Below are 13,628 nucleotides of genomic sequence, written 5' to 3'. Positions count from 1 at the left end.
AGGGGGGCTTATAATGTTCAAGTTCACCGATGAAAAAGGTCAGTTAAAGTGCTCGTTTTGCGGTAAATACCAGGATCAAGTCAAGCGATTAATTGCTGGGCCTGGCGGTGTCTATATTTGTGACGAATGCGTCGAGCTGTGTTCCGAAATTATTGAGGAAGAACTCAGTGATGACGTTGAATTCGAATTGAAAGACATCCCGAAACCGCAAGAAATCCGAGCCATTCTCGACCAGTACGTCGTGGGACAAGACCGTGCCAAAAAGACCCTATCGGTCGCGGTATATAACCACTACAAACGGATCAACCTAGGGAGTAAAGTCGATGACGTTGAACTGCAAAAGTCCAATATCTTGATGTTAGGCCCTACCGGTTCAGGTAAGACGCTTCTGGCTCAGACTTTAGCAAAGATCTTAAATGTGCCGTTTGCCATCGCCGACGCCACGTCGTTAACGGAAGCGGGATATGTTGGAGAAGATGTGGAGAACATCTTACTGAAGCTCATTCAAGCGGCCGACTATGATGTGGAAAAAGCCGAAAAGGGTATTGTGTACATCGACGAGGTCGACAAAATTGCCCGGAAATCGGAAAATCCGTCTATCACACGCGATGTTTCCGGTGAAGGTGTGCAGCAGGCTCTCTTGAAGATTTTGGAAGGCACCGTTGCGTCTGTTCCCCCTCAAGGTGGACGGAAACACCCTCATCAAGAATTTATTCAAATTGACACGACCAACATTCTCTTTATTGTCGGTGGAGCATTTGATGGCATCGACAAGATTATCAAGCGCCGGATTGGGCGTAAGGGTCTGGGTTTCAATGCAGAAATCCAAATGCCTGAAAACAATATTGGTGATGTTCTCGCCAAGATTATGCCGGAAGATCTCTTAAAGTTTGGTTTAATTCCGGAGTTTGTTGGCCGTTTGCCGATATTGGTGACGTTGGATGCACTCGATGAGGAAGCTTTAGTCAAAATTTTGACCGAGCCGCGTAATGCCTTAGTCAAGCAGTATCAGAAGATGTTGACTTTGGATAATGTGGAATTGGAGTTCAAAGAAGAAGCTGTTCGGGCAGTGGCGCGTGAAGCCATGCGCCGTAATACGGGTGCGCGTGCTTTGCGGGCGATTATCGAGGATATTATGTTGGATGTCATGTATGATATCCCAAGCCGAACCGACATCGCCAAGTGCATCATTACCCAAGATGTCGTCGAAAAACATGAAGAGCCGCTGCTTGTCACGCAAGATCGAGCCAAACGTGCCAAGAAACAGAAAGAAGAAACGGCCTAAATCCTATCAGGCCCCTTGCCTCCCGTCCAAGGATTCCTTGGCGGGAGGCTTTTTCGTGCATAAGTTCGGCAGAAACTGGGCATAATTCCCATAGGGAAGAGATCCATGATGTCCATCAATTGACCGTCTGCTCGTCCCCATTTTCGGTCACTCTATCTTATGTGAGCGAGGACTCGAAAAATTTTCGCCAAAGCGCGGAAGGAGGGGTACGGTGAATCTCACCAACATCGTCACCTTTATTCAATTCTTTTTTGCGATTGTCATAGGGTTATATTTTTGGAATCTGTTGAAATCCCAACAAGGTAACAAGGTTGCCGTAGAACGGGAATCAAAAAAGGAAATTGAGAAGTTACGGCGCCTTCGCTCCATTCATCTTAGCGAACCGTTGTCGGAAAAGACCAGACCCACCCGGTTTGATGAAATTGTCGGCCAACAAGAAGGGATACGGGCTTTGAAAGCCGCGCTATGTGGGCCCAATCCCCAGCATATTATCGTTTACGGACCGCCTGGCGTGGGCAAGACAGCTGCGGCCCGGCTCGTGTTGGAAGAAGCCAAGAAAACGCCATGGACACCGTTCCAGCCCGACGCTAAATTTGTAGAACTGGATGCCACAACAGCCCGGTTTGATGAGCGCGGTATTGCAGATCCGCTTATCGGCTCGGTGCATGATCCCATTTATCAAGGCGCGGGACCTTTAGGGATGGCCGGGATACCGCAACCCAAACCGGGTGCGGTGACAAAGGCCCATGGTGGTATTCTCTTCATTGACGAGATTGGGGAACTGCATCCCATTCAACTCAATAAGTTGTTGAAGGTGCTAGAGGATCGCAAAGTGATGTTGGAATCCGCGTATTATAATTCGGAAGATAGTAATGTCCCGACTCACATTCAAGATATTTTTGAAAATGGCTTGCCGGCGGATTTCCGACTCATTGGTGCGACAACCCGGCAACCCCATGAGATTCCGCCGGCCATTCGTTCCCGCTGTGTGGAAGTGTTTTTCCGGGCCTTATTGCCCGATGAAATCCAGGTGATTGCAACCAATGCGGTGAATAAACTGGGCATGGAGGCCGAACGCGGGGCCATTGATGTGGTCAAACGGTACGCGACCAATGGCCGAGAAGCGGTCAATTTGATTCAAATAGCCTGTGGGCTTGCGTTGACCGAAGGACGGCGAACTATGACCCAGGCCGATGTGGAATGGGTCGTTACCTCCGGACAATACAATCCTCGTCCGGACAAAAAAGTGGGATCCGAACCCCAAGTGGGTGTTGTCAACGGCTTAGCCGTTTATGGGCCCAACCTAGGCACGGTCATTGATATTGAGGCAGTGGCCAATCCCGTGAGTGAGGGCAGTGGACAACTATATGTCACCGGCATCGTTGATGAAGAAGAGATGGGGACATCGGGACGAACTATTCGCAGGAAGTCGATGGCGCGCGGATCGATTGAAAATGTGTTGACCGTATTACGCAACCAATGTGGCGTGGAACCGAGAAACTTTGATTTGCACGTTAATTTTCCCGGTGGGGTTCCCCTTGATGGGCCCTCGGCAGGGGTCGCAATTGCCACAGCCTTGTACTCTGCCATGACAGGCAAGCCGTGTGACGGGCGGATAGCGATGACAGGTGAGTTATCGATTCGTGGCTATATTAAGCCGGTTGGCGGGATTGTTGCAAAAGTGGAAGCGGCTAAACAAGCTGGCTGCACCCGTGTATTAATTCCCCGGGACAATTGGCAACAGGCGTTTGCTGATCATCCCGGCATTGAGATTATCGCCATTGACCGTTTGCAGGAAGCTATCGATATGGCCTTGGCTGTGGAAGCGACGAAAGGCACAACAGCTTTGGTGCCAACGGATTTGCTCACGGCCAGTCCCTCGGCAAGCATGCCTTCGTAGACTTTCTTAAAAGTCTGAGACGACCTTATTGAAAAGGGTCGTCTCTTTTCATGTATTTGAGTATTATGGTTAGGATAGAAGAGGATAGGTCTATCAGATAGGGGGATGCATGACGTGGAAACTCAACTGCCATTGCTTCCGCTAAGGGGTGTGCTCCTTTTCCCGTATATGGTTGTACCCTTGGAGGTTGGTCGCGAACGCAGTTTGAAAGCGCTCGAACAAGCGATGCTGGGTTCACAAGAGTTGGTTTTTGTCGCGCAGAAAGATACGCGTCTAGATGAACCGCATGAAGATGATCTGTATCGGGTCGGGATTATTGGAGAAGTCAAGCAGCTCTTGAAAATGCCGACAGGCGGCGCGAAAGTGGTTGTGGAAGGTCGATCCCGGGCTATCATACATAAGATTACCGATGAAGGAACATATTTTGAGGCTCTTGTAGAAGCGGTGGCTGAAGATAACGAAATCACCGATGAAACTGAGGCCTTGATGCACGCTGTGGTGGATCTGTTCGAACTTTACATTAAAAATTCGAAAAAAATGCCCGGTGAAGCATCATTAAGTATGAATGTCGATGATCCGGGTCGGCTTGCCGATACGATTATAAGTTACTTGGATATTCGCACTGCCGAGAAGCAAGAAGTGTTGGAAATCTTTTCAGCAGATGAGCGGTTAAAAAAAGTGTCGGATATCTTGTCCCGTCAGATGGAATTGTTAGAGATTGAGAAACGCATTAACATCCGGGTCCGCAAACAAATGGAGCGGACTCAAAAAGAGTATTACTTGCGCGAGCAACTGAAAGCGATTCAAAAGGAGCTCGGGGAAGCTGACGACCATTTAGGTGAAGTGGAAGAACTCCGACAGCGCTTGGCCGACACCCAGGGATTAACAGACGAAATTCGTGAGAAAATTTCTCGGGAAATTGACCGTTTGGCAAAAATGCCAACAATGTCGGCAGAAGCGGTGGTCGTGCGCAATTATGTCGATTGGTTATTAAATCTGCCGTGGGGCATTGAAACCGATGAACGGGTTGATGTCGCCGAAGCGGAACGAATTCTCAACGAAGATCACTACGGGCTGAAAAAGGTCAAAGACCGCATTTTGGAATATTTGGCGGTGCGTCAGCTGTCTCAAAGTCTTAAAGGGCCTATTTTGTGTTTAGTAGGTCCGCCAGGGGTCGGAAAAACCTCATTGGCCCGTTCCATTGCCCGGGCGACCGGACGCAATTTTGTTCGAGTCTCGCTGGGGGGCGTGCGGGATGAAGCCGAGATCCGCGGTCACCGGCGCACGTATGTTGGGGCCTTACCGGGACGGATTATTCAAGGCATGAAACAGGCGGGATCCAAAAATCCATTATTTTTGCTCGATGAAGTCGATAAAATGGCGATGGATTTTCGGGGGGATCCATCCGCGGCGCTGCTGGAGGTTTTGGATCCGGAACAGAACTCCCATTTTTCGGATCACTACATTGAAGTGCCTTTTGACCTATCCCATGTCATGTTTATTACGACAGCTAATGTCTTGCATACCATCCCCAAACCCTTGTTGGACCGGATGGAAACCATTGTCATCCCTGGATACACTGAAGAAGAGAAACTGCACATCGCCCTTCAATATTTATGGCCTAAACAGATGGAAAATCATGGACTGAAACCGGAAATGGTGGAAATTAGCCAGCATGCCATTGCCGACGTTATTCGCCATTACACGCGCGAAGCAGGGGTAAGGCAGTTAGAACGCCAATTAGGGGCCATTTGCCGCAAAGTAGCACGCGAAATCGTTCAGGGCTATCAGGGGACGGTACGGGTCACAGTGAACAATCTTGAAAAATATTTAGGACCTCACCAAGTCCATCACCGTACCAAAGAATCCCAAGATGAGGTGGGAATTGTAACAGGGCTCGCTGTGACCGAGGCTGGGGGCGATGTCATGCCGATTGAGGTCACGACCATGCCGGGGAAAGGCCATTTGAATCTGACGGGGCAATTAGGGGACGTGATGCAAGAAAGTGCGCGCGCAGCCTATAGCTTCATCCGTTCTCGTGCACGGGAATTTGGCATCGATCCATCCTTCCATGAAACTTTGGATTTACATGTGCACGTGCCAGAAGGCGCAATACCCAAAGATGGCCCGTCTGCGGGCATTGCTATGGCGACGGCCATGGTTTCGGCTCTAAGTAATATTCCGGTCAAATCCCAAATTGCGATGACTGGTGAGATTACCCTCCGTGGACACGTGTTACCGGTGGGGGGTATCAAAGAGAAGACGTTGGCAGCACATCGCGCGGGAATTCGAGAAATTATTTTGCCGAAAGATAATGAGAGCGATTTAGAAGATTTGCCGCGCAATGTCAGGCGCTCCATGCAAATTCATCTTGTCGAGCATTTGGATGAAGTGCTGGAATTTGCACTCACTCAGAAGATTGTGAGGGAAGAAATTGCCCCCCAAAAGTAATCGGCTCGTAGCGTCATGCTTGACAATAGCGGAAATGCCCAAAGACGGCTTGATCGAACTGGCTTTTTTAGGGCGGTCTAATGCGGGCAAGTCATCCTTAATCAATGCTCTCACCCGCTCTAAAATGGCGCACGTGAGTAGTAACCCGGGTAAAACCCAGCGAATCCATTTTTACCAAATGGCAAACTGGTACCTGGTGGATTTACCAGGCTATGGCTATGCGAAAGTTTCCAAGACCATCCGGGATGAATTTGGCCAAGCCGTAGAAGAGTATCTGTCATCCCGACAACCCTTAATCGGCGGAATTCTCGTGCAAGACATCCGGCGTGATCCCGAAGATGAGGAAAGACAAATATTGCAATGGGCAAGTGAGCGTAATCTGTTTTTGGCTGTGGTGGGTACTAAACTGGACCGCCTAAACAAAACGGAACAGCAAAACCGGATTCAACGGTTGGAAGAATTGTACCACCGCACCATATATCCCGTATCGAACCGGACTGGTGAAGGCCTGAACAAGGTCAAAGAGGCAATTAGGGGACTGGGTCTTACGATTTAATCCATGTATACCTGGTTGGCCGGCCAAAACGAATGGACGGGAGAAGCGGGCCTTTAATCCGGTGCTGCTGATGCAGCATGGTAATCAGTAAGGACAGAAATCCAGCATGGGACACCAGCGCGATGCGTTGGTGTCCTTCTTGATACGCCAGCAAGCGTGTGATGGCTTCCTGAGCCCGTTGACGAGAACGCGTTTTACCTTCGGGGCCCTGATCCCGAAACCAATTTAGACGCAAATAACTCCACCAAAATTCTTCGGGCCAACGGCTCTTGAGAAATCTTGTAGACGAATCGGGAAGCCAGACGGGAATTTCCCGAAATGTTGGGTCGACAATGATAGGGGATGACCGAGCAAAGAGCTCGGCGGTGGCTTGAGCTCTTGGCAAATCCGAACAGATAACCAAATCGGGAACCGGATATTGTTGAAATAATGCGGTTAATCGCTGTGTTTCAACGTCACTTAAGGCGGCCCGGTCATAGGCTTCTAAATATCGGTTAAACTGGTCGTGATCCATGAAAAATGGGTTACGGGGTAAGTCAGGGCGACCATGCCGCATAACCCAAAAGGTGCGTGACGCAAAAGTGTCCATAGTTAAAAACTAACGAATTGGTATCCTTCCGTCAAGGCTTTGACCAGATCTTCACCCACATAGTGCAAATCAATAGTCGGTTGCTCCTTGCGAATCACATCGTCTAGATGCTTTTGCTCGGCATGTAATTGACACGCCATTGTAAAGATTCCCAACTCTTGCACCTTATGGATGAGGGACTCAAATGGCTGGATGGCTTCTGGGGCAAGAACTTCTACACCGTCAGCAAAGAAACAAATTTTGACATCGTCTACTTGTTCGCTTTGTTGGGACACTATAGAAAAGCCTAATCCTGCTTTAACTTTAGCGGGATCCTTGGGACCGGAAACAATCAAGACTAACAATTTGGCCATAATGATAGAGCCTCCTTTTATGGGAGTATGACATTGATTATACCGAATGTTGGGAGGTTCGGGAGATTCGGGAGATGTGCACATTCTACTGTGGTGTTGACTATGATAACCGAGAAAGATGGGAGGTCGATATTCCCAGCCTTACCAGAAGAAAGTCCTCCGCGTCTCACTCGAGAAAACAGGAGACGAGCTCTCTTCTGTCGAATTGAAGAAGTGAGATTGAGACGAGGTGAAGAAATACATGGTATTGGATTTGGAGGGTCGTTACCGCTATATCCGGGAATTAAAGGATGACGACCTCGCAATGTTGCTGTTATGGGATGAAGATGAAGAAATTACCGAGCTTAGCGGGAAGAAATTTGGACGGGCTAACCAGATTGATCTTGGCTGGTGGCGCGACTTAATGACGAGTCCCATTCGCCTGGGATTTGCTATTCAGACCGAAGAGGGTCAGTTGATTGGGGACGTGGAATTAGAGCATATCACCTGGCGCAATGGGCAAGCCGAGCTGAGGATTTCTATTGGCGATAAACGATATTGGAATCAAGGCTATGGCTCTGGGGCCATCTTAGATGTGTTGGATGTGGCCTATGTCCGCTATGGACTCAATAAGATTTATTTACGAGTGAAAAAAGATAATTATCGAGCAATTCGCGCCTATGAAAAAGCGGGATTTAAAAAGATCGCCATGCTAGCCGCATCAGGACGTCTAGAAGGCAGCACAGAACTGGTGCTCATGGAATCATGGGCACATCAATATGCTGCACTTAAAGCTTGAGTGGCTAAATCTTTATCAACGCCCGCGTAATAAGGGGGCCAGGTATCCTTGGTGCTTAAACTATATAATGCTCGTCCCCGGTTATATTCGCTGGGGGATATATAGGTTGTAACGGGCCACAATCCATAATGGAGTCCCTGAGCTATTTGTTGTGGCAGGAACTTTTCCTGAGGATTGGAAAGAATACCTGCAATGGTTTTTGGGGATGATGTATGGATGTACCATAATGCGAGGTTGATGGCCCGAAGAAATTGCACGCTGTCTTTACTATGGCCACTGATGGTCAGGGCAGGAATGGCACCGGTGGACGCTCCTAGCCAGTTCAAAATCACTGTGTGAGGATCTTGCTGGTGTAGTTGATAAAATTGTTGAAGAGTTACGATGGCCCAGGGTAAGTGACGCTGCTTCCATAAATTCTGTATATGTCTAAAGGATACGGTCTCCAAATAGGGATGGGTACGATTGAGTGTCATAATGCTCTGCAGTAAGGGAATGGAGATGTGGAGATTATCGGCATATTCTACGGGAAGACGGTCTAAGACTCTTAGACGAAAATGTGGATCTGGGGCAGGGGCTACCAAAAACATATCAGGACGACTTGCCAAGGAGCCTAAAACAGGCCATGATTTGACAGTATCCGCAATCATGAGCTCGCTGTGATTGGCTGATACGATGTCTACACGAATATGTTCATCTTGGAACAAGTGAAGGTTCTGGGCAATATAAAGGGGCAATGCGAGAAAAGGTGATGACACATTGACCGAAACACGCACTATAGGCCATGAAGGTTGAGGTGGCTTTGGTGTGTGCTGTCCGCAGGCTGTTAAGGTGAGCGTCAGCCAGGGAAGGATCCATTTCTTCCATTTTCGGGGATTTTTCATCACAGCATCCTCCTCAGCGATGGATATCAATCCACACTATGCATAGAGGACAGGTTTGAGACCAGCCCGGGTTGGTTCATTGACACGCTTAGGCTGTACGATATAATGTTAGATGCCACGATTTTTGTGGAACATCAGATACACCATCCAAGGGGGATATTTCCAATGCAGGTCAAGCCGTTAGGGGACCGCGTTCTGGTAAAACTGGTGGAGGAACAGGAACGGACTCAGAGTGGTATTTACATACCCGATACTGCCAAAGATAAACCCCAGACCGGTCTTATCGTAGCAGTCGGCGATGGTGAAGACATTAAGGTAAAGGAAGGCCAGCGGGTCTTATTTGCCAAATTTGCCGGCACCGAAATCAAGATTGGCAATGAGGAACACCTCATTCTGTCGACTGACGATATTCTGGCTGTCGTGGAAGATTAATCATATCTTTTGCCGATGACGGGAAGAAGCGGGACACAAACGCGTAGAGAGCGAAGTAATTTGGTGAAATCTTCGTGCGTGATGACTTGCAGGTGGACCCCGAGGTGTTTTAGTGAGTCAAGGTTAGCCTTGGCAATCTAAAACGGTTTTGCCCGTTATCGCAAAAGGAGGCCCTAAAGATTTTAGGGCGAATTAAGGTGGTACCGCGAAAGAGACTCTTTTCGCCCTTAGCGAAGAGGGTCTCTTTTTGGTGATCGTGAAAAATTTTGAACACATTTCGCATGAAATTTTCATGGGCATTTGAGACGATATAGCCGTCTTTTGGACAATGGCGTTTGACGAGGTTTTCTCGTGCTATCAGCGTTGTAGGCATGCTCAGAGGATCAAAGGATCAGAATCAAAGGAGGAATTTCGCGTGGTTGAGCTCAGTGCTCAATATTCACCGCATGAAGTAGAAAAAAAGTGGTACAGCTTTTGGAAAGAGCACGGATATTTTAAACCGAATATGAATCCCGAAGCTCCTACCTTTAGCATTGTCATGCCACCTCCCAATGTGACGGGGATTTTGCACGTTGGACATGCCTTGAACAACACCTGGCAAGATATTCTGATTCGCTTTCACCGGATGCTAGGGGACAATACGTTATGGCTGCCAGGAACAGACCACGCGGGAATCCACACCCAAATGAAGGTCGAAGAATTATTGCGGAGTCAGAATATTGACCGGCGCAGTATTGGACGGGAAGCCTTCATTCAAGAGGTTTGGCAATGGAAAGAGAAGTACGGCGGAGAGATTCTCCGGCAGGTAGAAAAATTGGGGGCTTCGGTGGATTGGGACCGACTACGATTTACGATGGATGAGGGTCTTTCCAAGGCGGTTACCGAAGTATTTGTCCGTCTCTATGAAGAAGGACTTATTTATCGCGGTAATTATATAACCAATTGGTGTGTTTCATGCCGCACAGCGTTATCAGACATTGAAGTCGAACACGACGATGAAAAAGGGACCTTAACGTTTATACGTTATCCGTTGGTCGATGAACCAGGAGACATTGTGGTCGCGACCACCCGGCCCGAAACCATGCTTGGAGATACGGCGATTGCGGTCCATCCGGATGATGCACGCTGGCAACATTTGGTGGGGCATCAGGTCAAGGTGCCTTTAATCGGCCGCATTATCCCTATTATCGCCGATACCTATGTGGATCCTGAATACGGAACGGGAGCGGTCAAAGTCACCCCGGCTCATGATCCCAATGACTTTCAAATGGGTGAGCGTCATCAGCTGCCGCAAATCGCTGTGATTGACGAGGATGGGCACATGACCGAGGCAGCTGGCCCTTATCAGGGGTTGGACCGGTATGAAGCGCGTCAGCGTATTATTAAAGATCTCGGCGAAGTGGGCGCGATCGAGAAACAAGAAGATCTCATTCATTCGGTAGGACATTGCGAGAAATGCGGAACAGTTATTGAACCCCTCTTGTCTTTGCAATGGTTCGTGAAGATTAAACCGCTAGCCGAACCCGCCTTGAATGCTGTGCGCATGGGGGCCATTAAATTTGTGCCGGAGCGGTTTGAGAAAATCTATACGAACTGGATGGAAAATATCCGCGATTGGTGTATTTCCCGGCAAATATGGTGGGGACACCGCATTCCTGCATATTATTGTGATCGTTGTAATCACGTGATGGTGGCTCGAGAGGCTCCCGATCATTGTGATGTGTGTGGTGGTCCCGTGCACCAAGACGAAGATGTATTAGACACGTGGTTTTCTTCGGCGTTATGGCCATTTTCGACGTTAGGGTGGCCCGAGAAGACGGAGGATTTGAAAACCTTTTACCCGACATCTGTCTTGTCCACGGCGTATGACATCATCTTTTTCTGGGTCTCACGGATGATCATGCAAGGGATCCATTTTACTGGTCAAAAACCGTTTACTACCGTGTTGCTGCATGGCTTGGTACGAGATAGCCAAGGGCGTAAGATGAGTAAATCGTTGGGCAATGGTGTTGATCCCATGGACGTTATTGAACGCTATGGAGCAGATGCGCTGCGGATGGCATTAGTGCTCAGTTCAGCCCCTGGCAATGATCAGCGCTACAGTGATGAACGCGTGCAAGCAGCGAGTCATTTTGCGAATAAGATCTATAATGCGATTCGGTATGTGCGCATGAATTTGCCAGAGAATTTTGTGCTCAAACCTCTTAATCCCCACCACGTCGAAGATGTATGGATTGTCCAGCAACTGAATCAAACCATAGAGAAAATGACGGCTTGGTTGCATGAATTCGAATTTGGGCAAGCCGCACGGGCTATTTATGATTTTCTCTGGGATGATTATTGCGACTGGTACATTGAGTTAAGCAAAATTCGTCTCCGTGAATATCCGGCGGAAGCTGACGACGTCTTAAGCACACTAATTTATGTTGCGGAACAATCGCTAAAACTGCTGCATCCCTTCATGCCCTTTGTTACAGAGGAGTTGTGGCAATCCATTCCACATCAGGGCGAGAGTATCATGATTGCTCCTTGGCCCAAGGTGACGGCACTACCGGGCTACGAGCAGGCTTTAGCGACAATGGAGCGGGTGAAGAGTCTCATCCGTGCCGGACGCAATCTGCGGGCCGAGGTCAATCTCCCTCCGGGACAACGGGTGCAATTTTTTGCGGTAGCGGATAACGCATCAGTTCTTGGCGATTGGCGGCAGGAAGAGGTGGCAATTCGGGAGTTGTTACGAGCCCAGGATATTGCCTGGCATGTAAAAAGTGAGAAGGTTTCCAAACCGCACCATGCCCTAACCGGGGTAGCTTTGGGAGGAAGTCTCTCATTATTGTTGGAAGGGGTCGTTGATTTAGAAAAGGAAGCGGCTCGAGTCAAAAAAATGATGGATCAAACACAAGCAGAATTAGAGCGTATCGAGCGGCAACTGAACGATCAGAAATTCCTCGAACGCGCCCCCGAACAAGTCGTGGCTAAAGCCAAGGCGCAACGCGAAGAACTCGTATCGCGAATTACCCGTCTCAAAGAGCGCTGGGAGGATTTACAGTGAAAGAAAACTGGTGGGAAGACCTCGAACGTGTTCGGATTCGCCCGGGCCTTGAACGCATTCGAGAACTTTTAGAGGCCCTCGATAATCCCCAAAAAGGCTATCCCATCATTCACGTAGCAGGAACCAATGGGAAGGGATCTACCGCTTCATTAATTGCGGAGGCGTTGCAGTCACAAGGTTTACGCGTCGGCCTAACCATCTCACCGGACATGGGACATATTAATGAGCGGGTGATGCTCAACCGGCAACCTATGCCTGAATCATTATGGGACCAATTAGGTGAAGCAGTGGAACACGCTGGCCGAAAACTTCAGGATGTTCCCACCTTTTTTGAAGCGGTTACGGCATTGGCGTTTCTAGCATTTCATCACTGGAACGTGGATATTGCGGTGGTGGAAGTAGGGCTGGGGGGACGGCTTGACGCCACGAATATTATTGATCCCCCTTATTTAGCCGTGATTACACCGGTGGCTTTTGACCATATGGATCGCCTAGGTAACACGATTGAAGCGATTGCTTTTGAAAAAGCTGGGATAATCAAACCGGGATCGCAAGTGGTATTGGCGCGTCAACCCTACCCTGCTGCCCGTGACGTGATTATGGAGCGGGCGAGACACGAGGGGGTTAGGGTGGTGGAACCATCATGGTTTCCCAATGTGGGCGAACAGGGTGTGTTTGGGCAGAGTCCCGCCGGACCATTATCTGTGCCCCTTTTAGGGGCATATCAAAAAGAAAATGTCGCGACGGCTTTTGCTGCAGTGGAGGTCATGGCTCAAGACGGGTTAATCCGCGATTGGTCACGGGTATTGCAGGCATGGGCGGGGTTTTCATGGCCGGGTCGGTTTCAAGTACTTCATCGCCACCCATTATGGGTTATTGATGGAGCACATAATCCTCATGGAATTCGAGGCGTGCTCGAAACTCTAGAGATGGAACCTTACCAACAGTACCAATGGACCATCGTGTTTAGTGCGTTGGCCGATAAACCGGCAGAAGAGATGTTAAAGATGTTAGTGCCCTATGCGCATCATGTGATTCTCACGCGTGTACCGTCCGAACGGGGAGGAGATCCGAAAAGTCTCTTGTCCATCTGCCCCGAGGCAGATTTCGTTGAGGACCCATGGGATGCGGTGCAAAAGGCTTTTGAGCGAACTGCCGAAAACCAGGCGATTTTAACGACAGGCTCGTTAGCACTGCTTAGTTATATTCTGCAACAGCGACGCAAACACGCGGGAAACCTCGTCAAATAATGCAGGAGAATTTGTCCAATGAAGGAATCTTTTCCATGATTGCCGTGAGTATCTCACGAATGTTATGCTGAACAAGGCCTAAGTTTTTGTCGAGGAAACAGGCG

At 48.9% G+C, this 13,628-nt stretch carries 11 protein-coding genes; 8 read left to right on the top strand and 3 right to left on the bottom strand.

The genetic code is table 11. The features are described from left to right. Window positions 1-13 precede the first annotated feature (13 nt). From clpX to yihA, 4 genes are all read left to right on the top strand, one after another. Window positions 14-1,285 (top strand): ATP-dependent Clp protease ATP-binding subunit ClpX, encoded by a 1,272-nt coding sequence (gene clpX, locus AOA63_RS17670; protein WP_020376577.1) that lies wholly within the window; start codon window positions 14-16, stop codon window positions 1,283-1,285. Window positions 1,286-1,496: 211 nt separating this feature from the next. Further along, entirely contained in the window at window positions 1,497-3,185 is a 1,689-nt protein-coding gene (gene lonB, locus AOA63_RS17665) for an ATP-dependent protease LonB (protein WP_053961075.1), read from the top strand. Window positions 3,186-3,290: 105 nt separating this feature from the next. Then, the gene (gene lon, locus AOA63_RS17660) at window positions 3,291-5,636 is read left to right on the top strand and encodes an endopeptidase La (RefSeq protein WP_242848416.1); all 2,346 of its coding nucleotides are present in this window, start codon (window positions 3,291-3,293) and stop codon (window positions 5,634-5,636) included. Continuing rightward, window positions 5,620-6,192 (top strand): ribosome biogenesis GTP-binding protein YihA/YsxC, encoded by a 573-nt coding sequence (yihA, locus tag AOA63_RS17655; protein ID WP_053961073.1) that lies wholly within the window; start codon window positions 5,620-5,622, stop codon window positions 6,190-6,192. The genes lon and yihA overlap by 17 nt, the downstream gene beginning before the upstream one ends. On the opposite strand, the gene AOA63_RS17650 is transcribed toward yihA, so the two are convergent. Together AOA63_RS17650 and AOA63_RS17645 are read right to left on the bottom strand one after the other, a co-directional pair. Continuing rightward, on the bottom strand, window positions 6,182-6,781 hold the full coding sequence (locus tag AOA63_RS17650) for a histidine phosphatase family protein (RefSeq protein WP_053961072.1): 600 nt from the start codon (window positions 6,779-6,781) through the stop codon (window positions 6,182-6,184). The genes yihA and AOA63_RS17650 overlap by 11 nt on opposite strands. Before the next feature lie 2 nt (window positions 6,782-6,783). Next, window positions 6,784-7,134 (bottom strand): DsrE family protein, encoded by a 351-nt coding sequence (locus AOA63_RS17645; RefSeq protein ID WP_053961071.1) that lies wholly within the window; start codon window positions 7,132-7,134, stop codon window positions 6,784-6,786. Window positions 7,135-7,375: 241 nt separating this feature from the next. Here AOA63_RS17645 and AOA63_RS17640 point away from each other — a divergent pair, with 241 nt between their 5' ends. Continuing rightward, window positions 7,376-7,912 carry a GNAT family N-acetyltransferase gene (locus AOA63_RS17640; RefSeq protein WP_053961070.1) on the top strand — a complete coding sequence of 179 codons (537 nt, stop codon included), beginning with the start codon at window positions 7,376-7,378 and terminating at the stop codon, window positions 7,910-7,912. On the opposite strand, the gene AOA63_RS17635 is transcribed toward AOA63_RS17640, so the two are convergent. Next, the gene (locus AOA63_RS17635; RefSeq protein WP_053961069.1) at window positions 7,888-8,793 is read right to left on the bottom strand and encodes a hypothetical protein; all 906 of its coding nucleotides are present in this window, start codon (window positions 8,791-8,793) and stop codon (window positions 7,888-7,890) included. The two genes, AOA63_RS17640 and AOA63_RS17635, sit on opposite strands and share 25 nt — an antisense overlap. A 165-nt stretch (window positions 8,794-8,958) precedes the next feature. Between AOA63_RS17635 and AOA63_RS17630 the strand changes: the two genes are divergently transcribed. From AOA63_RS17630 to AOA63_RS17620, 3 genes are all read left to right on the top strand, one after another. Next, a complete protein-coding gene (locus AOA63_RS17630; RefSeq protein ID WP_020376568.1) occupies window positions 8,959-9,225 on the top strand; it encodes a co-chaperone GroES in 267 nt (88 codons plus the stop codon). Between the two features lie 415 nt (window positions 9,226-9,640). After that, complete coding sequence (locus AOA63_RS17625) at window positions 9,641-12,274, top strand: valine--tRNA ligase (protein ID WP_053961068.1); 2,634 nt, start codon at window positions 9,641-9,643, stop codon at window positions 12,272-12,274. After that, window positions 12,271-13,524, top strand: coding sequence for a bifunctional folylpolyglutamate synthase/dihydrofolate synthase (locus tag AOA63_RS17620; protein WP_053961067.1), 1,254 nt, complete (start codon window positions 12,271-12,273; stop codon window positions 13,522-13,524). Before AOA63_RS17625 ends, AOA63_RS17620 begins: the two co-directional genes overlap by 4 nt. Window positions 13,525-13,628 lie beyond the last annotated feature (104 nt).

This window comes from Sulfobacillus thermosulfidooxidans (genome assembly GCF_001280565.1).
In the GTDB taxonomy this organism is placed as follows: Bacteria; Bacillota; Sulfobacillia; order Sulfobacillales; family Sulfobacillaceae; genus Sulfobacillus; species Sulfobacillus thermosulfidooxidans_A.
Note: the sequence above shows the minus strand (reverse complement) of the source record. Positions and strands in the feature narration are given on the sequence as shown.

Bases quoted from the DNA above. Each gene is read 5' to 3' on its own strand.
- AOA63_RS17650 (WP_053961072.1), bottom strand. From the start codon at position 6,781: ATGGACACTTTTGCGTCACGCACCTTTTGGGTTATGCGGCATGGTCGC.
- AOA63_RS17635 (WP_053961069.1), bottom strand. From the start codon at position 8,793: ATGAAAAATCCCCGAAAATGGAAGAAATGGATCCTTCCCTGGCTGACG.
- lon (WP_242848416.1), top strand. From the start codon at position 3,291: ATGCATGACGTGGAAACTCAACTGCCATTGCTTCCGCTAAGGGGTGTG.
- clpX (WP_020376577.1), top strand. From the start codon at position 14: ATGTTCAAGTTCACCGATGAAAAAGGTCAGTTAAAGTGCTCGTTTTGC.
- AOA63_RS17645 (WP_053961071.1), bottom strand. From the start codon at position 7,134: ATGGCCAAATTGTTAGTCTTGATTGTTTCCGGTCCCAAGGATCCCGCT.
- AOA63_RS17630 (WP_020376568.1), top strand. From the start codon at position 8,959: ATGCAGGTCAAGCCGTTAGGGGACCGCGTTCTGGTAAAACTGGTGGAG.
- AOA63_RS17640 (WP_053961070.1), top strand. From the start codon at position 7,376: ATGGTATTGGATTTGGAGGGTCGTTACCGCTATATCCGGGAATTAAAG.